17 protein-coding genes and 1 pseudogene are annotated in these 20,846 nt (G+C 59.6%); 8 read left to right on the forward strand and 10 right to left on the reverse strand.

All coding sequences use genetic code 11. The features are described from left to right. Window positions 1-134: 134 nt before the first annotated feature. From EV130_RS09490 to EV130_RS09505, 4 genes are read right to left on the reverse strand one after another with little or no spacing between them, the layout of a single operon-like run. The gene (locus tag EV130_RS09490) at window positions 135-1,205 is read right to left on the reverse strand and encodes an adenylate/guanylate cyclase domain-containing protein (protein WP_074060317.1); all 1,071 of its coding nucleotides are present in this window, start codon (window positions 1,203-1,205) and stop codon (window positions 135-137) included. Window positions 1,206-1,208: 3 nt separating this feature from the next. Beyond that, on the reverse strand, window positions 1,209-1,700 hold the full coding sequence (locus EV130_RS09495; RefSeq protein ID WP_237358528.1) for a Rab family GTPase: 492 nt from the start codon (window positions 1,698-1,700) through the stop codon (window positions 1,209-1,211). A 15-nt stretch (window positions 1,701-1,715) separates the two neighbouring features. Then, window positions 1,716-4,373 (reverse strand): OmpA family protein, encoded by a 2,658-nt coding sequence (locus EV130_RS09500; protein WP_132660095.1) that lies wholly within the window; start codon window positions 4,371-4,373, stop codon window positions 1,716-1,718. Window positions 4,374-4,380: 7 nt separating this feature from the next. After that, the gene (locus EV130_RS09505; protein WP_132551977.1) at window positions 4,381-5,046 is read right to left on the reverse strand and encodes a DUF3450 domain-containing protein; all 666 of its coding nucleotides are present in this window, start codon (window positions 5,044-5,046) and stop codon (window positions 4,381-4,383) included. Between the two features lie 228 nt (window positions 5,047-5,274). On the opposite strand from EV130_RS09505, the gene EV130_RS32515 reads away from it, so the two are divergent. After that, window positions 5,275-5,496 carry a hypothetical protein gene (locus EV130_RS32515; protein ID WP_132551976.1) on the forward strand — a complete coding sequence of 74 codons (222 nt, stop codon included), beginning with the start codon at window positions 5,275-5,277 and terminating at the stop codon, window positions 5,494-5,496. 249 nt (window positions 5,497-5,745) lie between these two features. Here the strand turns inward: EV130_RS32515 and EV130_RS33985 are convergent. Together EV130_RS33985 and EV130_RS09515 are read right to left on the reverse strand one after the other, a co-directional pair. After that, window positions 5,746-5,879 (reverse strand): annotated as a pseudogene (locus EV130_RS33985) (EamA/RhaT family transporter); the annotation flags it as partial. 129 nt (window positions 5,880-6,008) lie between these two features. After that, window positions 6,009-7,445 carry an adenylate/guanylate cyclase domain-containing protein gene (locus tag EV130_RS09515; protein ID WP_074060312.1) on the reverse strand — a complete coding sequence of 479 codons (1,437 nt, stop codon included), beginning with the start codon at window positions 7,443-7,445 and terminating at the stop codon, window positions 6,009-6,011. Window positions 7,446-7,914: 469 nt separating this feature from the next. Here EV130_RS09515 and EV130_RS09520 point away from each other — a divergent pair, with 469 nt between their 5' ends. The 6 genes from EV130_RS09520 to EV130_RS09545 all read left to right on the forward strand — a co-directional run bounded on the left by EV130_RS09520 (window position 7,915) and on the right by EV130_RS09545 (window position 15,389). Continuing rightward, window positions 7,915-9,651, forward strand: a complete 1,737-nt coding sequence (locus EV130_RS09520) for an adenylate/guanylate cyclase domain-containing protein (protein WP_132660099.1) — start codon at window positions 7,915-7,917, stop codon at window positions 9,649-9,651. Window positions 9,652-10,265: 614 nt separating this feature from the next. Continuing rightward, on the forward strand, window positions 10,266-11,108 hold the full coding sequence (locus tag EV130_RS09525) for a metallophosphoesterase family protein (RefSeq protein WP_074060311.1): 843 nt from the start codon (window positions 10,266-10,268) through the stop codon (window positions 11,106-11,108). After that, window positions 11,105-12,274, forward strand: coding sequence for an ABC transporter ATP-binding protein (locus EV130_RS09530; RefSeq protein ID WP_074060310.1), 1,170 nt, complete (start codon window positions 11,105-11,107; stop codon window positions 12,272-12,274). Before EV130_RS09525 ends, EV130_RS09530 begins: the two co-directional genes overlap by 4 nt. A 1-nt stretch (window position 12,275) precedes the next feature. Next, window positions 12,276-13,208: a carbohydrate ABC transporter permease gene (locus tag EV130_RS09535; protein WP_420493378.1), complete on the forward strand. Its 933-nt coding sequence runs from the start codon at window positions 12,276-12,278 to the stop codon at window positions 13,206-13,208. Continuing rightward, the gene (locus tag EV130_RS09540) at window positions 13,205-14,053 is read left to right on the forward strand and encodes a carbohydrate ABC transporter permease (protein ID WP_132660101.1); all 849 of its coding nucleotides are present in this window, start codon (window positions 13,205-13,207) and stop codon (window positions 14,051-14,053) included. Before EV130_RS09535 ends, EV130_RS09540 begins: the two co-directional genes overlap by 4 nt. Before the next feature lie 55 nt (window positions 14,054-14,108). Further along, on the forward strand, window positions 14,109-15,389 hold the full coding sequence (locus EV130_RS09545; RefSeq protein WP_074060307.1) for an ABC transporter substrate-binding protein: 1,281 nt from the start codon (window positions 14,109-14,111) through the stop codon (window positions 15,387-15,389). 81 nt (window positions 15,390-15,470) lie between these two features. Here EV130_RS09545 and EV130_RS09550 read toward each other — a convergent pair whose 3' ends face one another. Further along, window positions 15,471-16,454 carry a substrate-binding domain-containing protein gene (locus EV130_RS09550; RefSeq protein ID WP_132660103.1) on the reverse strand — a complete coding sequence of 328 codons (984 nt, stop codon included), beginning with the start codon at window positions 16,452-16,454 and terminating at the stop codon, window positions 15,471-15,473. A 400-nt stretch (window positions 16,455-16,854) separates the two neighbouring features. Between EV130_RS09550 and EV130_RS32520 the strand changes: the two genes are divergently transcribed. Then, a complete protein-coding gene (locus tag EV130_RS32520) occupies window positions 16,855-17,016 on the forward strand; it encodes a hypothetical protein (RefSeq protein WP_155774408.1) in 162 nt (53 codons plus the stop codon). 346 nt (window positions 17,017-17,362) lie between these two features. Here the strand turns inward: EV130_RS32520 and EV130_RS09555 are convergent, their stop codons facing one another. Genes EV130_RS09555 through EV130_RS09565 form a run of 3 tightly spaced genes read right to left on the reverse strand, consistent with a single transcriptional unit; the run spans window position 17,363 to window position 20,831 of the window. Next, window positions 17,363-18,991, reverse strand: coding sequence for an ABC transporter ATP-binding protein (locus tag EV130_RS09555; RefSeq protein ID WP_074060304.1), 1,629 nt, complete (start codon window positions 18,989-18,991; stop codon window positions 17,363-17,365). Then, entirely contained in the window at window positions 18,988-19,905 is a 918-nt protein-coding gene (locus tag EV130_RS09560; RefSeq protein WP_074060303.1) for an ABC transporter permease, read from the reverse strand. The genes EV130_RS09555 and EV130_RS09560 overlap by 4 nt, the downstream gene beginning before the upstream one ends. 11 nt (window positions 19,906-19,916) lie before the next feature. Further along, window positions 19,917-20,831 carry an ABC transporter permease gene (locus EV130_RS09565; RefSeq protein ID WP_074063060.1) on the reverse strand — a complete coding sequence of 305 codons (915 nt, stop codon included), beginning with the start codon at window positions 20,829-20,831 and terminating at the stop codon, window positions 19,917-19,919. Window positions 20,832-20,846: the final 15 nt, after the last annotated feature.

The following is a 20,846-nucleotide window of genomic DNA, read 5'->3' on the forward strand; positions in this document are numbered from 1 at the left end:
CGCAATTGATCCGGGATGTGCGGACGAATTGCATATCAGCCGGGCATCTAAATCGGCAACGACGAAATCGCATCGTTCGATCCCCGTCGCGCAACCTAGTTCACTCGGGACGTCGGCGGCGGCCAAGCGGCAAATCAAGCCGAGAGCCGCCACATTCGCACACGACCTGTACCACGCAATTCCGTTTCCTCGAGTAGGTCGCAAGCAAATTTTGGTCCAAGCAGGTGGTGAGTTGCATCCGAAATACGGATCTCATCGGGCTCCGCGGACGTTTGAATGCGTGAGGCGAGATTAACGGTCTCGCCCCACAGGTCATAGGCGAAGCGCCTTTTGCCTATGACGCCAGCGACGATTGGTCCCGAGTGAATTCCAATTCTGAGTCTCAGCGGTTCTCCTGCGAAGCGTACGCGCTTAACCGCCTTCCGCAGTTCAAGTGCATAGTGCGCGAGGGCTTCTGCATGATCGGATCGCGCGGTGGGCAGGCCAGCGACCACCATCACACAATCGCCGATTGTCTTGATCTTTTCGCAGCCGTATCGTTCCGAGAGCCGATCCGCCGCCTTGAAGAAGTAATTTAAGATAGCGAGCGTCGTCACGGCTCCGACGCTCCGCGTTCTTTCCGTAAAACCGACGATGTCGGCAAAAAGCACACTCACCTCTGCGTGGTTGTCTGCAATTTTTTTGTGCGCTTTTAACCGCTCCGCGATCGACGCCGGAAGAATGTTGAGGAGTAGGGATTCGGCGCGCTGGTATTCACGCGACAATCCCTCCTGGCTCTTCCTCAACGCCTCGTTCGTCGATTGTAATTTCTCGTTGAGTTGCCGCTCCCTCTCTTGCAGGAGCGTCATTTCATAGGCCTTCTGTTGAAGCCGCTGCTTGTTGTCGCGTTCGGCAGTGGCGTCAAGAAACAGCAGCCACACGCAGGCATTGCCGGCAAAAAGATGAAGGTCCGCAACACGCCCGCTGGGCAGTTCGACCATGGCCATATGATATGGAAGCTCCGGGCAAGGCAGCAAACCTTCCATAAATTCAAGCTGATCGGCAACAGGCTTGCCAATGCGAAGCGATGAGAGCCCGTAGTGTTTAACGTTACCGCCCTTCGCAGCTATGCAAAGCTGGGCGTCAATTTTCAGATATGCGACAGAGTGCTCATTGTAGAAGAAATCGTAAATCCAGCTTCCGACTTCTTTTGGCAATCTATGCATGGTCTATTTGGTAACCATCGAAGCAAGCTGACGAAACGCATCATCAACATGTTCACCCGAAAGCGCGCTTGTTCGATAGATTTGCCATCCAAGTTGCCTGAGTTCGTTAATCTCACTATCCGATATTGCCCACCGATCGGCCAGGTCGGATTTGTTGAACAGCAATACAAACGGCATAGCGCCGAATTCGGCCTCGGCCCGCTCGCGCAGAGTGAGCGCCACGGCAAGAGTAGCGGCGCGGGTTCCATCGACGACAAGCACGAGCCCGGACGCACCCCGCACATTGCTGACGCGGAATGAGCCGATATCGTCTTCGCCGGCCAAATCCCACAAAATTAGATCCACGGTTTTGTCCGGGAGTGCGACACTCTTCTTGTCGATTTTCACTCCCACCGTGGTCAAGTAGGTATCTGAAAAGATGCTTTGCACAAACCTGCGAACCAGACTCGTCTTTCCGACAGCGAACCCACCCAACATGCAGATCTTTTTTTGCAATATCCTAGCTCCGCACTACTCCAGGCTTACCGTAATCGAAACCCGGCGATTGGTGGAGCTCCCAGTTCGACTATTTTCAGGCACCACTGGCTCAAAGGTGCCAGCGCCCCGAACCAGCAGCAGTTCCGGAGCGACGCCGCGCTTGTTGAGAAGCGCACGAACTGCCTCGGCGCGGGCGGCGCTGATCGACACGTTGGCCGTCTCACGGCCCGTGGCGTCTGCATGGCCGGTCAACATGAACCGCGCTGTTACGCCTGACTTGCGGGCATTTTTGGCGAATTCCTTTATTTGATCCGCCAACCTGTCGAGGACCGGCATCTGCTCTGGTCCCGGCACAGCTTTGGCGGAATAGAAGAAAATATCGGTCGCCTGGATGGCCTCTCTCAAATAATTAAGTTCTGCAAGGTTCAGCTCACGCAGCTGCGAGACATCCAGAACCACTCCGTCCGCCGAAAGTTGTTCTGCGGCGGCCCGCGCCCGGTTGATCCAGTTGGCAGGAGCCTCACCCTCGGCAACGATGCGACCCTGGACGATCGAAAGCAGAACAGATTTGGGCGGAGCCAGCGACGCCGTCAGCCGCTTCAACACGAACTCCGGCTCAAGGCTCTGATAGAATTGCCATTGCGAATGAACGCGGGCGGGATCGACATGCGTTCCAGACAACAGCGACTGCGGGTCGGCGCCAAGCGGGTCTCTCAGGCCGGAAATGTAGAATTGGCCATCGCGCACCTTTTGTTCCGCAACGATGATGCCCGGTTGGGCCTCAAGTCGCGACACATAGGCCTGCCAGTGCTCCGCCGCGCGTGCTTCGGGGCTCACATCACGAACCTTGGAGATGTCGAATTCCGGTCCGCCTGCCGAAAGCTGTCGGGCCGCTGCGCGCGCCCGATCTATCCAGGTGTCGGCAGCCTCACCCTCGGCAACGATGCGATCCTTGACGATCGAAAGTCGTACTGTATCCGGCGGAGCCAGCGACGCCGTCAGCCGCTTCAGCACGAACTCCGGCTCAAGGCTCTGATAGAATTGCCATTGCGAATGAACGCGGGCGGGATCGACATGCGTTCCAGACAACAGCGACTGCGGGTCGGCGCCAAGCGGGTCTCTCAGGCCGGAAATGTAGAATTGGCCATCGCGCACCTTTTGTTCCGCAACGATGATGCCCGGTTGGGCCTCAAGTCGCGACACATAGGCCTGCCAGTGCTCCGCCGCGCGTGCTTCGGGGCTCACATCACGAACCTTGGAGATGTCGAATTCCGGTCCGCCTGCCGAAAGCTGTCGGGCCGCTGCGCGCGCCCGATCTATCCAGGTGTCGGCAGCCTCACCCTCGGCAACGATGCGATCCTTGACGATCGAAAGTCGTACTGTATCCGGCGGAGCCAGCGACGCCGTCAGCCGCTTCAGCACGAACTCCGGCTCAAGGCTCTGATAGAATTGCCAGCGTGAATGAACGCGGGCGGGATCGACCTGCGTTCCAGACAACAGCGACTGCGGGTCGGCGCCAAGCGGGTCTCTCAGGCCGGAAATGTAGAAATGTCCATCGCGCACCGTTTGTTGGGCGACGATGATGCCCGGTTGGGTCCCCAGTCGCGAAACATAGGCTTGCCAGCGCTGCCCGGATTGCCAGGAAAGAAAGAACCAACCGCCTGCCGGAATCAAAACCAGCAGGACTGCAGCCACCACCAGCCACGGAAATCCCTGGTTTGAGTCCTCCTGCTTCAGTTCAACGCAGGTCTGCAACTGCGTCTCTATGCCGGCTAACTGAGAACCGTCGCCGTCGAACTGCTCTAAAGCCTGTGAGTATTCATCATGGATGCGAAGCAACACATCGCGAACTATTTCATGTAATTCCTCTGGCGGATTTCCCCGGATCACCGCAACCAAGGTCGCAAACGGTCCAACTTCTGACCAGAGACGAAGCTCCCCAAAGCGGATAGTGTCCAGGCCGCTCTGTTCTTTCTCGTTAAATGAGTCTTTAACAAAGTCTTGAATTGCACTGAGCATCGAAGAAATGAGTTGAGGATCCTCGCTCGTTGCATTATCGGCAGTTACATGCGCGATCAAAAGCCCCGAATTTCGGTTAATGAGAAAGACATGTTCTACACGATAGACAAGAGAATGCTTCAGAACAACTTCCGAGAAGCTGGCACCAGTTCTCCAAGATTCAAATCTCCACTTGAGCCCATGCCAGGTAAATATATGTCTTAAAGTCTCATTCAGCGACTGAAAGGTCTGGTCGATCTTTTCCCCGATCGACTTGCGAATTGCCGGCAGAAACACCGGGTATAATATATCCGTCAGCGTGCGCGGGCTCTTCTGGATCGACCGTTGCACAGCCCTCTCGACGGCTGGCGCAAGGGCCTCGCCGAGCTGCGCATGAGGCGCCCGTGCGGCTGCACTGGGAAGAACGCCGCCCACTGCTTCCGCAAGCTGCTCCGGTTCGCCCAGCAGATGCGTAACGCGTGAAAGCTCTGAAATTTCGCGGCCGACCAGCAACTGGCGCAGCGTTTCCATGCGACGATCGGCGGTTGGAACTCCGTCGAAACGCGCATGATGGTCCGGATCAATGTTCCGAGCAATTTCGACCAAAAGAATAGCCAGAGCCGCGCGATCGATCTCGGTATCGTTCGAGGCGGCTTTTTGAGGAAGTCTGATTGGGTCGACGGTCGACGTCAAGTTCCCATCAACTCACTTTCCAGCTACGTTCCGAGTTGCTCTTGCTACCGCCAGAATCCTGATTTATGCATTTTGCAACCTCGACAAACAGGCCAGCCAAAAGATTTCTGTCGGTCTTGACGTTGCTGAGATCGGAAAACATTTTCTCCATTAGCATCTGAATGCTTTCATTCTTTTGCTTGATTTCCTCACGCAGCAAATGATCGCTTCGATTTATCCGGTCCGCAACGTCGCGCTCAAGCTCGCTCAATTGATCCGACAACGCGCGCACCTGCTTTTCAAGTGCCTGATTTTGCTCGCGAAGATTCCGGTCAATCTCCTTGTCGGCCTCGGCTCGTGCATCTTTTTCGCTCCGCAATTGCGCCGCGAGCGATTCGACCTGCTTCTTTGCATTTGACTCGTACGCTTCAAGATTGCGCTTGGCCTCGGATTCGACATCCTTAAAGCGCTGCAAGAACCGGTCTTCAAGCTTGGAAAAACGGCGGTCATAGTCCTGCATCTGGTTGCCGAACAGCAGATCGCGTATCTTGTCGACACCTACAGCGTCACCGGAGATCCCGCCCTCGCGGGCCTGGGCCGCCATGAAGTTCAGCCCGTTTCCCTCTGCATTACCTATCAGATTTTCGTCCGCCTTATTCGTAGAAGAAGCGGTACTCGAAGGTTCCTTTGCCATCCTTATGCCCCCCATTTGAACACCTGCCACGGTGCAACCCCGTCAACAGGTAATAATGTCAGCAAAATAGCCGGCCCACAAGCCGGAATCTTCTTGACTCAAGCCGATTCGTGATGCAGCCGAGCGCTACGTCACTGACGTAGCAATGGAAGTTTGGGGCGATGCCATCTAGCGGGCGGCCGCGACTGGTCGGGGATCAATCGCGGCAAGCGGCACGGTCGTCGAGCAGTGACGGTCCGCAATCTCTGCGCTCACGGCATCACGATGTTCATCCGCAAGGCGATCACTCGAGTAACGACGGCGGCAGGGCGCAATATCGCGCTCAAGGAGGGCGGTCCCATCAAGCTCGATAAGAAGCGCTTCACCAATTACACGGCAACACTGCGGGCGTTTGCGCGCGCACTCGCGGATGGCGTGACGAACCTTCCAGACGTCAAGAAGGGGTCGTAGCGCCCCTGGAGCGGCCTCAGGATTCCAAGTTGGTAGACGGGCTGTTGCGTTGCCATTTGGGCCATACTTACCTTGAAGTCGAGGCGATTGAACTCGCCGAACTGGCCCGGCAGCGGCTAGGCGACGAAAGTCATGTCGACGAGTATGGCGGAGCCGAAAGGTGCGGGCGCAACTCGTGCGGCTACAATGTCCGAACGCCTGCTTACGGGATCGAATAAGTCTGTGTCCAACGGCTGCCATGACGGCGTATGTGCAGGGCCGCCCCGCGAACATCGCTGTTGTCAGCGGTCGGAAAACAGCATCCAACCCCACGACATCGTCACAGGTGGGCTGAGATAGATCGCAGCGCTGACCTTGGCCACTTTGACCTCCCCGAACGAAGTCGCGTTGTCAACAGAGCGGGTCGAACCAACCCTCGGGAGTTTTCGGTGATCGGGGGTTCGACACACACACACACACACACACACTGCTTTTCTGACGCATGGTCCCGTGGGCCAATCGCTCAACTCGCCTTAAACGGCCCCTCCCACCCGAAACACCGGCAGTTCCTGCCGCACGCCTCGAAGATGTGCAGTTCTCGGGTCGACCGCAAAAGCCGCCAGTCCGTCGCGAACCCCGGTCGCGTCGTAAACGTCCTGGCTGACAAAAATCTCGTCGGCGTCGGCAAGGCCTTGGACGCGCGCAGCAATGTTCACGGTCTGGCCGAAATAGTCGAGGCGCTCGTTCAGCGTGACCGCAATTGCCGCGCCTCTGTGAACGCCGATCTTGAGGATCAGAGCCTTGTCTGGCTGCCGCTTGTTGAACGAGGCGATTTCGCTGCGCATGTCGAGCGCCGCGCGCACGGCATCGGCAGGCCTCAGGAACGCTGCCATCACCGCATCGCCGATCGTCTTGATGATCGCGCCGTTGTGGCGGACCGTCACGTCCTGCAGCCGCTCAAAATGCTGCTGCACAAGTGCAAAGGCATTCAGGTCTCCGATCCGGTCATAAAGTGCAGTCGAGCCCTTCAGGTCGGTGAAAAGGAGAGCGATGTCCGTGACGCCGAGCCCTTCGTGGCTGCGGATCACCTCGGAGCGAAAGAGGTCGCGGAACGTCTGGGTCGTGAGCAGCCGCTTCCCTGAGAGGAACGGCGCGAAGTGGAGCGGCGGCGGCCTGTCGACGCCGGGCGGCAGTTGAAGGATCCCGAACTCGATGCGTTTGTCCGCGACATTGGACATCTCGAAAATCACCTTGCCGGCCGCGATGGTGCCCGCGTCCGGCGTGCTGGACTCGAGGTCAAGACGGATTGCAATGCGCTGTTCGCCAGTCGGAAGCGCGGGATCGACAATGAATGTGATACCTGCGTCGCTGTCGGAGCTGCTGCCATGTAATATGCCAGCCTCTGCGATTATCTCAAAAGCGGTCGTCTCGCCCGGCTCGATATAGGCTAATCCGCGGCTCAGCATCTCCCTCAGGTGGACGAAAGGGGTTCCGTCCGGGATCAAGCCCTCACTCGTCGAGCTGTAGCGGAAAAGATAATCCTCCACCGTCAGCGTCTGCGGATCGTGATAGGAGATGCGGCGAATGGCCGGGTTCACGGTGAAGGTTATCGCGATCATGTCGTCGAGAGCCGCCACGAAATCCAAATGGCAGTGGGTGCAGCGGCAGTGACTGCGGAGATTCTTGAGAGCCCGGAAGCTATCGATGACACAGGAGCAGACCGGACAGATCAGAATCCAGGTCATATCGAAGAGACCTAGGGCGGTGGCGTGCAGGAAGAGAACAATCGTCTCCTCCTCGTTGAGGCTCTTGTCGGCGGCGAATTTGATCGGATTGATGCGGAAGAGCTCGGCGTCGCTTGCCGAACGGATGTTGCTCTCGAGCTTGGATACGAGCCGCGCACTCCAGGTCCGGGCCGACTCTAGCGCCGTCAGCTTCTCTTCGAGGTTCTTCTCGTCGATCGATGCCATGGCGACCTCCTCCCCGGACTGCGCTATTGTCAACCGAACGAGTTCAGTTGATCGTCCACCATCAGCGGTTCTACATGTTCGCAGCATTCTAGGTCTACCATAGCGAAAGGCTTCATTGTAGTGGGAAGCCCCCAGGATCCGGGACGTGCAGGAGTTGGCGCCGACGAGCCTGTCCGCCGACCCACCCACTTGTCGACTTCGGGATGGGTCGAGCGGACCGGCAGCTTTCAGAAAATCGCCGAGGTTGCTCGAATGGCTGAAATGATGGCGCAAAGCAGTCTGACCCGTTGCGACCCAATGCGGACCTTCTTCGAAGCAAGCCCAAGCGCAAGTCATGAGCCCAAAGGGACAATCGACTGGCGGGATCACCCCATGTAGCCTGCTGGCGGTCGAACCTCGAAGTCCCCGATAGACTTTTGAAATAGTCGTCATACAATCCGATCTCTGCGTTCTACGAAGGCAATGTGAAATGTCCGAAGAACGAGCCCAGCGCCGTCTTGCCGCCATATTGGCTGCCGACGTGGTGGGCTACAGTCGACTTCTGGACCAGGACGAGCAAGGAACATTGGCCGCGTTAAGGGGGCGGCGAAAGGAGATCCTCGAACCACTGGTCCGCGACCGCCAAGGCCGTGTCGTAAAAGTGATGGGTGATGGCGTTCTCGTGGAGTTCGGAAGTGCTGTGAACGCTGTGTTATGCGCCGTCGAACTCCAGAAGCGGATGGTGGCCGCCAACGAGGGTATGCCTGCCGACCGGCAAATCAACCTTCATATCGGCATTAATTTGGGCGACGTCGTTGTCGAGGCCGGCGATCTGTTCGGCGATGGCGTCGTTGTCGCCGTGCGACTTCAGGCGATGGCCGGGGCGGGAGAAATCTGTGTCTCCGGCGGCATCTACGACCAGGTCAAGCGGAAGCTTGATTGCGGCTTCGACGAACTTGGTCCGCAATCGATCAAGAACGTCGCCGAACCGGTGTCCGTCTACCGGCTTCGGTTGTCGCCCGCATCGGAAGATGGCGTGCCGGCGGACAAAGCGCCGCTGCCGCTCCCCACCAAGCCCTCCATCGCCGTCCTCCCATTTACGAACATGAGCAACGATCCGGAGCAGGAGGCATTTGTCGATGGCCTCACCGAAGACCTGATCACGGATCTGTCGAGAACCAGTGAGTTGTTCGTCATCGCCAGCAACTCGGCATTTGCCTACAAGGGCAGGCACATGGATGTGCGTCGCATCGCGCGCGAGCTAGGAGTGCGCCATCTTCTTGAAGGGAGTGCACGACGGGCAGCGGGACGGGTGCGTATAAATGCCCAACTGATCGACGCGATCGCGGGTGACCATCTTTGGGCCGAACGATTCGACCGGAGCCTTGAAGATATCTTCGCCGTTCAGGACGAGGTGACCGGCAAAATCGTCGAAGCTTTGGTGGGCCGCCTGATCGCAGCGCCGGCGCGCAACAGACCAAGCAACCTGGAAGCCTATGACCTCTGTGTGCGCGCGCGGGCCCTTGGCCTGCAAACGGCGCTCACCGCGAAAGAAGCCATTTTCCTGCTGAACCGGGCAATCGCGCTCGATCCGGAATACGCGGAGGCGCACCGTTGGCTGGCACTGAACCTCTGGCTGGGCTGGGAGTTCTGGGACGAACCGATGGATCCCAACCGCGCAAAAGCCCTTGCCGAAGCACAGCGCGCGGTCGAACTCGACCCGAACGATGCAGGGAATCGCTGGGTATTGGGCGTGATATTGGGCCACGAGAGCCGTTGGGCGGATTCGGATGCCGAATTCAACGCCGCCCACAAGCTGGACCCCAACCACGCCGACGCATGGGCGATGCAGGCAGAACTTACGACGGAAAACGGGCGGCCTGCGGAAGCCATTGAGCAGGTGCGGAAGGCGCTCCGGCTCAATCCTCACCCGCCCGGTTGGTATTACTGGATGTTGGGCCAGGCTCAATATTCCATCGGCGACTACAAATCAGCGGTCCAAACGCTGCGCAGGCCCGAAACTTATCGCACGACTTCACGACGCCTGCTGGCAGCGAGTCTGGCGCAGCTTGGCCGCTTGGAGGAGGCGCGCTGGGAGGCGAAAATGTTCATGATAAGCAACCCGCACTTCACCATCCGGCACTGGTCGGCATCGCAGCCTTTCCCGGCGGAAGACGTGCGCCAGCATATCGTGGCTGGCTATCGCCTAGCGGGGCTTCCGGAATGACGTTTGGCAAATCTCCCCAAGCCCGAAGCCGTTCGCTTGTACTTCCGCTCCATGCTCGAGTCGTCCCAATCTACCTTGGCAAGTGGCCGCTCTCCACCCCAGATCGGATGTTGAGACGGCCCGAGCCCAACGTCTGCTTTCGGGGATTCGGCATAGCCGCCGGAACGGCTGACTAGAGGGCGCAAAGGGGCCTCCGCGCGGCGACCGCAGGACGGGAACTTCGACCCAGAAGCGGAAATTATTTCCGCTCCACACCCATATTGACTGGGGCCCAAAGCCAGGGCGCAAAGGTGGCATCCACGGTCGCTCGCGGCGGGAAAATATAAGGAATTTCAAAGGCGATTTTTCTAAGTCATTGAAATTATAAGGTTCAGCCAATTCTCTCCAGAAGCCCTTAATTCCTTGATTTTCCTGTCGTGCCGGATCCCGTTTTGACATCATTGGCAACCTGATCCCCAAAATCGTGCCCACAGAGGCAACAGCCCGTGAAACTTTTGTGACCGAATTGATGAAAAGGTGGAAGGGCTGTAACAGGCCTGACATGGGAGGGCTCTAAGGAAGACGCCGTCGCCGCCATTTAGCGCAGGCGGACGATGACCTCGGAGAGCCCATTTATGAAAATCATCCAGATCACCGACACGCATTTCAGCCCCGAGAAGACCCATTTCAACGGCAACTGGGCGCCACTTCTGAGCTGGATTGAGGACCAGGAGGCGGACCTTATTGTCCACACCGGCGACCTGACTGTCGATGGCGCCGACAAGGCGGATGACATCTCCTTCTCGATGGACCTGATGCGCCAGGTCTCCACACCGATGCTGATCGTGCCTGGCAATCATGACGTCGGCCACTTCTCCCATATGAGCCAGCCGGTGAATACCGAGCGTCTTGCCCGGTGGCGCTCACTCGCCGGCGGCGACCGCTTTGTAGAAGATGCGAACGGCTGGCGTCTCGTCGGGCTCAATGCGCTTCTTTTCGGACGCGAGGATGAGGAAGAAGAGGCGCAGTTCGAATGGCTGCGGACCGCATTCGAGGAACGTGATGGACGCCGGCTGGCGCTGTTTGCTCATAAGCCGCTGTTTGTTGACGAACCGCATGAGGGCGATACGGGTTATTGGGGCCTGCGCCCCAAGCAGCGCCAGCGTGTCTACGACCTGATGGCAGCCCACGACGTGGCGCTCTATGCGAGCGGCCACCTCCACTGGGCCTGGAAGGGGCGCTTCGAGAACACGTCCGTCGTATGGGGGCCATCGGCCGCCTTCGTCATCGATACGTTAGAGCGCGAGATGCCCGGCGAGCGCCTGATCGGCGCCGTTTTGCATCATCTCGGCGACGAGGTGAGGAGCGAGATCGTCGCCGTGCCCGGCATGACGGCACATGTCATCGATGACGTCATCCATGAGGTCTATCCCGCTTCCGCTCCGAAGGCGCGAGCAGCGCAGGAGGAGGCGGAATGAGTGCACTCACCCTCACTAACATCCACAAGTCGTTCGGCAAAAACCAGATCCTTAAAAGCGTCAGCCTTGATGCCCAGCCGGGCGAGTTCATCGCGCTGGTCGGACCATCGGGCTGCGGTAAGAGCACGCTTCTCCGCATCCTTGCAGGGCTCGAAAGTGCGGATAGTGGCGAGATTGTCATCGACGGTCGCGACGTGAGCCAGGTCCGAGCCGCCGATCGCAATATCGCGATGGTGTTCCAGTCCTACGCTCTTTATCCGCATCTGACGGCAGCGCAGAACATTGCCGTTCCGCTCGTCATGCGCCGCCTGACGCGGGCGCAGCGCATCCCCTTCCTCGCACCGCTGATGCCCGGCCAGCGCAAGGCGGTCGCCGCCATTCATCGCGATGTGCGCGAGATGTCCACCTCGCTGAAGATCGACCACCTTCTTGACCGCAAGCCGGGCCAGATGTCCGGCGGCCAGCGCCAGCGCGTAGCACTCGCGCGCGCCATGGTGCGCCGTCCGGCCGTCTTCCTGATGGACGAGCCGCTGTCGAACCTCGACGCCAACCTGCGCGTCCATGCCCGCGGCGAGATCGTCGAAATGCACCGCCGTGCCGGCGTGCCGACCGTGTACGTCACCCACGACCAGGCGGAAGCGCTATCGATGGCCGACCGCGTCGCCGTGATGATCGGCGGTTCGTTGCTCCAGCTTGCCCCGCCGCAGGTGATCTACGACAATCCGCAGCATATCGAGGTCGCCAAATTTGTCGGCCAGCCGCGCATCAACCTCATCGCCTCCCATGTGGAAGCCAAAGGCGCCATCGCGCTCGGCACCGAGCGCTGCGTCCTTCTCGATCTAATTCTGCCCGCGGATACGCCCGTCACGCTCGGCATCCGGCCGGAATTCGTCCGTGTGTTGCGCTCGGGCGAGTCCGGCCTGCCTGCCCGCGTCGCGCGGGTGGAGTTCCTCGGTTCAGAAATCATCGTCTACTGCCGGCTTGACACGATCGGCGAAACAATGATTGCCAAGGTCACCCCTGCCGAAGGTGCAGGGCTTGCCGCCGGTACGGCCGTGCGTCTTTCAGCTGCCGCCCAACACATCTTCGTCTTTGGCGCCGATGGCGCTCGCCTCGCCGCGGCGCCGCTTGTCGAAAACCCGGTCCGGGAGGCGGCCCATGGCTAACATGGCCGCAACTTCTATCGGCGCGGTTCCGGCCGTCCCGAAGACTCGGCGCTCTGCCGCCGAACGGCAGGAGGCCCGCGTCGGGATGCTCCTTTCGCTGCCCGCCATCCTCCTCGTCTTCGTTTTCGTCATCCTGCCGGTCGTGGCGGTGATCGCCCTTGCCTTCACCAATTTTGAGCTCGGCTATCCGAGCTTCGAATTCGTCGGCTTCGACAACTATGTCGAGCTCTTCGGCGACCGCACCTTCATGAAGTCGCTGTGGAACACGAGCGTCTATGCGGTGATCGTCACGCCGATCTCGATCTTCATGGCGCTGGGGCTCGCGATGCTGATCGAGGCCGAAGGTATCGGTCGCTCCTTCTTCCGCACGGCCTATTTCCTACCGGTCGCCTCGCTGCTCGTCGCAATGGCAACCGTGTGGCAATATCTCTTCCATCCGACGATCGGCCCGATCAACACGATGCTCGCCATGATCGGCATCTCCGGTCCGAACTGGCTCGGTGCCGCAAACACCGTGCTCTACAGCCTGTCGATCATCGGCATCTGGCAGTCGGTCGGCTTCAACCTCGTGCTCTTCCTTGCCGGCCTCACCGCCATTCCTCGTGAACTTTACGCCGCAGCCGAAGTCGATGGCGCCAAAACCGCCTGGGACCGCTTCAGGCTGGTCACGTGGCCGATGCTCGGGCCGACCACGCTCTTCGTCACCACGGTCAGCGTCGTTAACTCGGTCAAGGTGTTCGAAACGGTCAAGACGCTCACCGAAGGCGGACCGAACAAGGCGTCTGAAGTGCTGCTCTACACGATCTACCAGGAGGGCTTCGTGTACCTGCGCGTCGGTTATGCCTCCGCCATGACAGTCGTCTTCCTCGCCATCCTCGTCGTGCTGATGTTTCTGCAATATCGCATTCAGGACAAGCAGGTGCATTACGTATGAGCCGGAACGCTTTCACCCCCTCCATGTCGCTCGGCCGCGTTGCCCGGCTCTCGATCCTCAGCCTCGGCGCCATCGTTTTCCTGGTGCCCTACATCTTCATGATCTCGACCGCCGGCAAGGCGCAGAGCGACATCTTCACGTCGTCACTCAACCTGATCCCGACTCACTGGTTCTACGGGCAAAACTTCGCCAAGGCGTGGTCTCGCGTGCACATGCCGACGCTGCTGTTCAACGGTATCCTGGTCTGCCTGATCATCCTCGTGATCCAGGTGGTGGTCGCCATCCCCTGCGCCTACGCCATGGCAAAACTGAAGTTCCGCGCGGCCAAGGCGATGATGGTTCTCATCATGCTCGGTCTGCTGGTGCCTATCCACGCGACAGCACTGCCGCTCTATGTCGCCTTCGATCGGGCGGGGGCGCTGAACAGCTATGTCTCGCTGGTCGCCCCCTTCACCATCTCGGTCTTCGGCATCTTCCTGTTCCTGCAGTTCTTCCGTGCCATGCCGAACGACCTGATCCACGCTGCGCGCCTCGATGGCATGAGCGAGATCGGCGTTATCGCCCGGGTCATCGTGCCGAATGCCTGGCCCGCGATCACCGCCTTCTCAATCTTTTCGATCGTCGCCCACTGGAACGACCTTTACTGGCCGCTGATCGTCGTTTCGAACCAGGCCTATGCCACGCCGCCACTTGGTCTTCTTTACTTCCGCGCCGCGGAAGCCGGCGACGACTACGGCGCCCTGATGGCCGCAACCCTCATCATCACTTCCCCTCTCGTCGTAGCCTTTCTGCTAGCCCAGAAGCGCTTCGTCGAAGGGATCACCATGACCGGCCTCAAGGGCTGACCCTTGTGCTAACCGGTCGTCTCCTCCCAAGCCGCCCCGAACCAGGAGCCATGCGATGAAGCATTTCACCAAGATCCTTGCCGCCGCGAGCGTCGCCATAACAGGCGCCATGACGTTCTCGCTTCCGGCCCATGCCGAAACCACGCTCACCGTGCATTATCCGATGCCGGGCTTCTTCAAGGACGTGATGGACACGATTTCGAAGAAGTTCATGGAAGAGAACCCGGACATCAAGATTCAGTTCGCCAATCCTTCCGCGACCTATGAGGAAGGCATCCAGACGATCATGCGCCAGGTCGGCACGTCCGAAATGCCAGACCTGACTTTCATCGGCCTGAACCGGCTGCGCATGGCTAATGAACGCGATGTCCCGGTCGATCTCGGGCCACTGATCGCCAAGGACAAGGCGTCCATGGTCGAGCAGGGTTTTTCGGATACGATCCTGAAGCTCGCACAGGTCAACGGCAAGCAGGTCGGTCTGGCATTCGCCACCTCCAACCCTATCATGTACTACAATGCCGATCTGGTTAAGGCTGCCGGTGGCAACCCAGACCAGCCGCCGAAGACCTGGGACGAGGTCATCGACCTAGGCGCCAAAATCAAGGCTCTTGGCAACGGCGTCGATTCCGTCGACTTCCGCTGGCAGGGTGACGACTGGATGTTCTCCGCGCTTCTCTTCGGCGCCGGCGGCACCATGCTCTCCGAAGACGAAAGCAAGGTCACCTTCAACGGTCCGGAAGGCCAAAAGGCGATGAAGGTCGTCGATCGCTTGGTCAAGGAAGCCGGTATGCCGGTCTTCACCAAGCAGGCCGGCGAACAGGCATTCGTCGCCGGCAAGGTAGGCTTTGCCTTCCAGACCACCGGAGCATTGCGCAACACGATCAAGAATGTCGGCGACAAGTTCGACCTTCGTACCGCTGAAATCCCGCTTCTCGACCCGGAAAACGGCAAGCTGCCGACCGGTGGCAACGCCGTCGTCATCCTGACCCGTGACGAAGCAAAGCAGAATGCTGCGTGGAAGTTCGCAAAGTTCGCCGCCGGCCCGTATGGCGCGTCAGTGGTTGTGCCGGGCACGGGCTACGTTCCGAACAACGAACTGGCCGCTAAGTCGCCGGAGTATCTCGGAGAGTTCTACCAGAAGAACCCGCTCTTCCAGGCCGGGCTGAAGCAGATGCCGCGGATGATCCCGTGGTACGCTTTTCCGGGCTCGAACGGCGTCCGCGTCACCCAGACGATCGTCGATAACACTGCCCGCGTTGTCGACCAGTCGGCCACGCCGGAAGAAGCCTTGGACGACGCGGCAAAGGACGTGAAGCGACTGCTGCCGCGTAGCTGACAGGTTCGTGCCGCCGCTCTTCCAATGGGAGGCGGCGGTTACACGGTCACTTCATGCGCACGTCGGGCTCGAGGAGGAGGACTATTCCGAGATCGCTCGCACCGTGCCACCGCGTCGTAACGAGAAGTCCACTTGAAGATGACGGGGCGGTGCAGCATTCTCGGCAATGTCGAGCAAAAGCGACGCGGCAGCCGCACCCATGCTGGCATCCGGCATCTCAATTGTGGTAAGCGGCGGATCCATTATCCGCCCAAGAGAAATTCCATCAAAGCCCGCAACCGACACATCGCCCGGGACCGACAAGCCCTCACGGCGGAGGGCGCCTATGACGCCGAAGGCTAGAATATCGTTGGAAGCAATTATCGCTGTCGGCCGAACATCGGCCACGGCAACCCCCAGGTCGAGCATGTCGTACTCGCCGATAAAGGCGATCTGCATCGCTCGCAAAGGCTCAAGTCCCGTCTCCGCCATTGCCTGACAGTAACCGTCGTAGCGCAGGCGTGCCCGGTCGGAGGCAACAAAGCTCCCGGATACGAACAGAATGCGTTCGTGCCCGAGTTCTCTCAGCAGCATCGCAAGTTCACGCCCGGCCTTAAAATTGTCCACTGTAACTGCCGAGGGAAAACGCTCCGTCGGGCGGTTATGAAGCAGAACGGTCGGTGGTAGCGGCAGGGCTGGCCAATTGTTTCGGTCGGCACTGCAGAGCGTCAGAATTAGGCCGGTCGGCTTCTCGTTGAGCAGAGCCGAGACGGCATCCAATTCGCGCGCCGGATCGTAATGAGACTGAGCTATCAAAACACCATGTCCGGCTATCAGCATGCGGTTTTCGATGCTCGATAGGGAAGAGGAGAAAACCGGATTTGTGATGCTGGGTATAAGAACTCCTACAACGTGTCGCCTTTCGGCTTTGCCCGTGGAAGCAAGCGGCCGGTAGCCGAGCTCGGCGGCAGCGCGGCGGACCTTGAGCACCATCGCCTCGCTCACGGAGCCCTTGAGCGTGAGAGCCCGGCTTGCAGTCGCGAGAGAACATCCGGCCTTCGAAGCCACGTCCTGTAGCGTAGCCAATTACCAACCCCGTTTCGTTCCACCATCTGGAGATATCTTTCCGTCGCCCAAACAGCAGACGGTTCGATCCGAAGCTCTAACATGTACACTAAAGCAATGTCATGCTGAGCTTATCCTCCTAAAGTTTCTTTCGAAGCTGAGGCGCAAAGCTTCCGCACCTAGCTTCGCAAAGCGGCCATGCGTGTGGTGGTCGCCGGACCGGGGCCTCCACTCCGAAAACGGAAATAATTGCCGCCGTGACCGGCGGTCGACTGAGGCCCAAAACCGGGGCACGAAGGTGGCATCCACAATTTCTGGGAATACCAACCTGGCGTAGACGCCCTCCCTCGCGGTTTCCTACATGGAGGCGTCGCGAGGGCGCATCCGTTTGAACAGGGCAACAAGCGAACCGGTTTCGATAGTGGCTTCCATTCTGAAGGTGAACGGTTACGACATCGTGCCGGAAGCCGATACCGAGCTTATGGCCGTCGCCTTCCTCGAGCTGATCGACCGCCATCGAACGACGGAAGCGTTCGAGACCTACCTGGCCGACTACGTCGTTCCCTCTAACCTCGTCCCCTGACAAGCACCGAGCCCTGAAGGCGCAAATTCCGGGGTGGAGGCGCAGTTTCGGGAAATGGCAGCGATCCTAGGGATCGAGCACCGGCTCCCTACAATAATTGGTATTCCCCTAGAGACGGCGGACGCCCAGGATGACGCCCGCAATTTTGGACTAGGGAACGCCGAGGTCATCCCCCTGCATTTCAGGGACCGTCGGAAATGACTGCGCTTGCTTCTCGAACGATTAATTTTCCCGCACCTTTGCCTCAGCCACGCTGACCTTCCTTCCTCGACGTTGGAGCAACGAGCCGCGGTACTGTAGCGCCACAAATCGACACCGGTGCTGCGATTGTGCGGGAAGCTGGATGTCATGCCCATTTGGGCCGGGGCACCGAATTAAGCAGCGACTTTGTGTAGTGGTGCTTCGGACTGTTGAAAAGTATCTCCGTCTCGCTTTCCTCCACGACCTTGCCCTGCTGCATCACCAGTATCCGGTCGGCAAACTCCCGTACGATCGGCAGATCATGCGTGATGAAGACGTAGGAGAGGCCCAGACTGCCGCGGAGATCGGCCAGCAGCGCGATGACTTGCATCTGGATCGACACGTCGAGCGCCGAGACCGCCTCGTCGCACACAATCAGTTCCGGCTCGCTGGCCAGAGCGCGAGCAATCGCGATGCGTTGACGTTGGCCGCCGGAAAACTGGTGAGGATGGCGCTCGGCATGCTCGGCCTTCATGCCCACGAGTTCCAGAAGCTCCACGACACGGTCTTTCCAACGCGCTCTTGGCAGAATGTCGCGATGGATCACCCACGGCTCTGAAACGATCGAGCGCACGTTCATGCGCGGGTTCATCGAGCCGAACGGATCCTGGAACACCATCTGCACGCGCCGTCGGAAGCCGTTCAGCGCCTTGCCTTCCAGCTTGAAAATATCTGCGCCGGCGAACAGCGCCTTGCCGGACGTCGGATCGTTGAGCCGCAGCAACATGCGCGCAATGCTCGACTTGCCCGAACCGGATTCGCCGACGATACCCACTGTCTCTCCGCGCCGGACAGTGAAACTGACATCGTCGACGGCCCGGAATTCCCGTTTGGACGAGAAAGGGCCGGAACCGAGTATGTAATGCTTGCTCAGGTGTTCAACCTGCAACAGAATCTCGCCCTTGATCTCGGCTCGCGGCTGTTTCGGCGACGAACCGGCATGCGGCAATGCCGACATCAGCCGGCGCGTATAGGCATGACCCGGATTGGTGAAAATATCCTGCGCGGGGCCGCTCTCGACCACCTTTCCGCCATTCATGACAATGATGCGGTCCGCCATTGCCGCGGCAACTTCAAGATCGTGAGTGATCATGATCAGCGCCATGCCGGTTTCGCGCTGCAAGTCCCTCAACAGTTCGAGGATCTGCGACTGGACGCTCACATCCAGCGCCGTAGTCGGCTCGTCGGCGATCAGGATGTCCGGTTTCAGCGCGATTGCCATCGCGATCATCACGCGCTGGCGCTGGCCACCGGAAAACTGATGCGGATAATAGTCGATCCGCTTTTCCGCTTCCGGAATACCGACGCGTTCCAGCAGATGGACGACCTTGTCCCGCACCGGACCGGCATCGCCGTCGCGATGACTTTCGAAGACTTCGGCGATCTGTCGCCCTACGGTGTAGACAGGGTTGAGATAGGCCAGCGGATCCTGAAAGATCATGGCAATGCGACGCCCGTTCAACTCGCGCCGCTCCTCTTCATCGAGCCGTGACAGGTCCGTTCCATCGAAAATCAGGGAGCCGGAGACGATGTCGCCCGGCGGGCAGTCGATAAGCCCCATGACTGTCCCGGTACTGACGCTCTTGCCGGAACCGCTTTCGCCGAGAATCACCAAAGTCTCCCCGGGGCAGACATCGAAGGACACATCGTCGACGGCCCGAACCGGATCGCCTTCGGACAGGAAGTCGACCGTCAGGTTGTCGATCTTAAGAATTGGCTTGTCCGACGCGGTCATCGCGGGGCCTTTCGCAGCGATTGCAGGCGCCAGCGCTGCAGCGGATCGGCAACGGTCCGCGCCCAACTGGCGAGAATGTTGAGGGAAAGGGTCGTCAGCAGGATGGCAAGTCCCGGCCAGAAGGCAATCCACCACGCGGATGCCAGATAGCCGCGGCCATTCGCAACCATGGCCCCCCACGTGAAGTCCGGCGGCTGGATGCCGAGGCCGAGGAAGCTGAGCGAGGATTCGGCCAGAATGACGGTCGCGAAATCGATTGCCGCGATCGTTACCAGCGTTGGCAGCACGAGCGGAGCGATATGCCGGAACAGGATGCGGCCAGAGCTCGCACCCATCGAGCGGGCGGCGCTGACGAACATGCGCTCGCGCAATTCCAGCACTTCGGCGCGCGCCGTGCGGATGAAGATCGGCATGCGTGTGATCGCCAGCACGATGACCAGGTTCATCATGCTGGGGCCGAGCGTGTAAAGCACGATCAGGGCCAGTAGCAGCGAGGGGAAACTCATGATCACGTCGGCGAGACGCAGGATGACATGGCTGTACCAGCGCTCCGAATAGCCGGCGATCAGGCCAAGCATGCCGCCTGCGACCATGGAGCAGAAGACAGCGGCGGCAGCGATGCCAAGCGTATTCTGTGCGCCGACGATCAGCCGCGCCAGAATGGAGCGCCCCAGCGTATCGGCGCCGAGGATGTATATGAAACCATGCTCCAGGGAAAATGGCGCCAGATTGCGCTGCCGCAGCCCGAGCTTGCCGGCGAGGTCACCCACCAGGAGCGGTCCGACCAGCACGCATGCGATGAGCACGATGAGGAAGAGCGCCGCGCACAGCGCCAGCTTGTCGCGGGCAAGATATATGGCCAGCTGCCGAAGGCTGCCGGGCGACTTCACGGATAGCACCGTCACTTCGGCCATGGTCCGCTCCCTCAATACCGGATACGCGGATCGAGCGTGACATACAGCAGATCGATCGCGATGTTGACGATGAAGATGGCGACGGCGGTGACGAGAATCGTCGACTGCACGACGGCGAAATCCCGCTGGATGATGGAATCGATCATCAGCTTGCCTATGCCCGGCCAACCGAAGATGGTTTCGACGACGACGGCGCCGTTTATCAGGCCCGTGGCCAGATCTCCCGCGACTGTGATGACCGGAAGCAGCGAATTTCTCAGGGCATGACCGAAGATGATCTTGCGGCGCATCATGCCCTTTGCATGAGCGGTCTTGATGTAGGGCGAGGCGAGCGCCGAGATCATCGTGCCGCGCACCACCTGCACCAGAAGACCGAAGGGGCGCAGCATCAGCACTGCGATCGGCATGATCCAGTGCAGGCCGGTGCCCGTGCCGGAGGTGGGCAGAATTCCGAGCCCGACGGCGAAGACAAGAATGCCGACGATCGCGATCCAGAAGTCCGGCGTGCTGGCGCCGGCCAGCGACACAAGGCCGGCGGTACGGTCAAACAGGCTGCCGGGCCGTGCGGCGGCCAGGGCCCCGACGACGATGGCAAGCGCCGTTGCCAGTGTCATTGCGACGAAGGCGAGTTTCAACGTGGCCGGAAAGGCTTCGAGCGCCACGTCGATGGCGGACCGGTTCTGGCGCAGCGACTGACCGAAATCCAACGACAGCAGGTTCTGCAGGTATTGCAGGAACTGCACGTGGATAGGCTGGTCCAGACCGTTGAGTCGCGCGAAGGCTTCTCGCGCCTCGAGGCTGGAATCGAGTGGCAGATAGAGCGCCGAGGGATCACCCGTCAGGCGCGTGAGGAAGAAGACGAGTGTCAGCAGACCGATCAGCGATATGATGCTGTGATACGCGCGCCGGCCGATATAACCGAGCATCATCCGGAACCTCTG

The sequence above is a fragment of the Rhizobium azibense genome (assembly GCF_004342325.1).
GTDB classification, from domain to species: Bacteria; Pseudomonadota; Alphaproteobacteria; order Rhizobiales; family Rhizobiaceae; genus Rhizobium; species Rhizobium etli_B.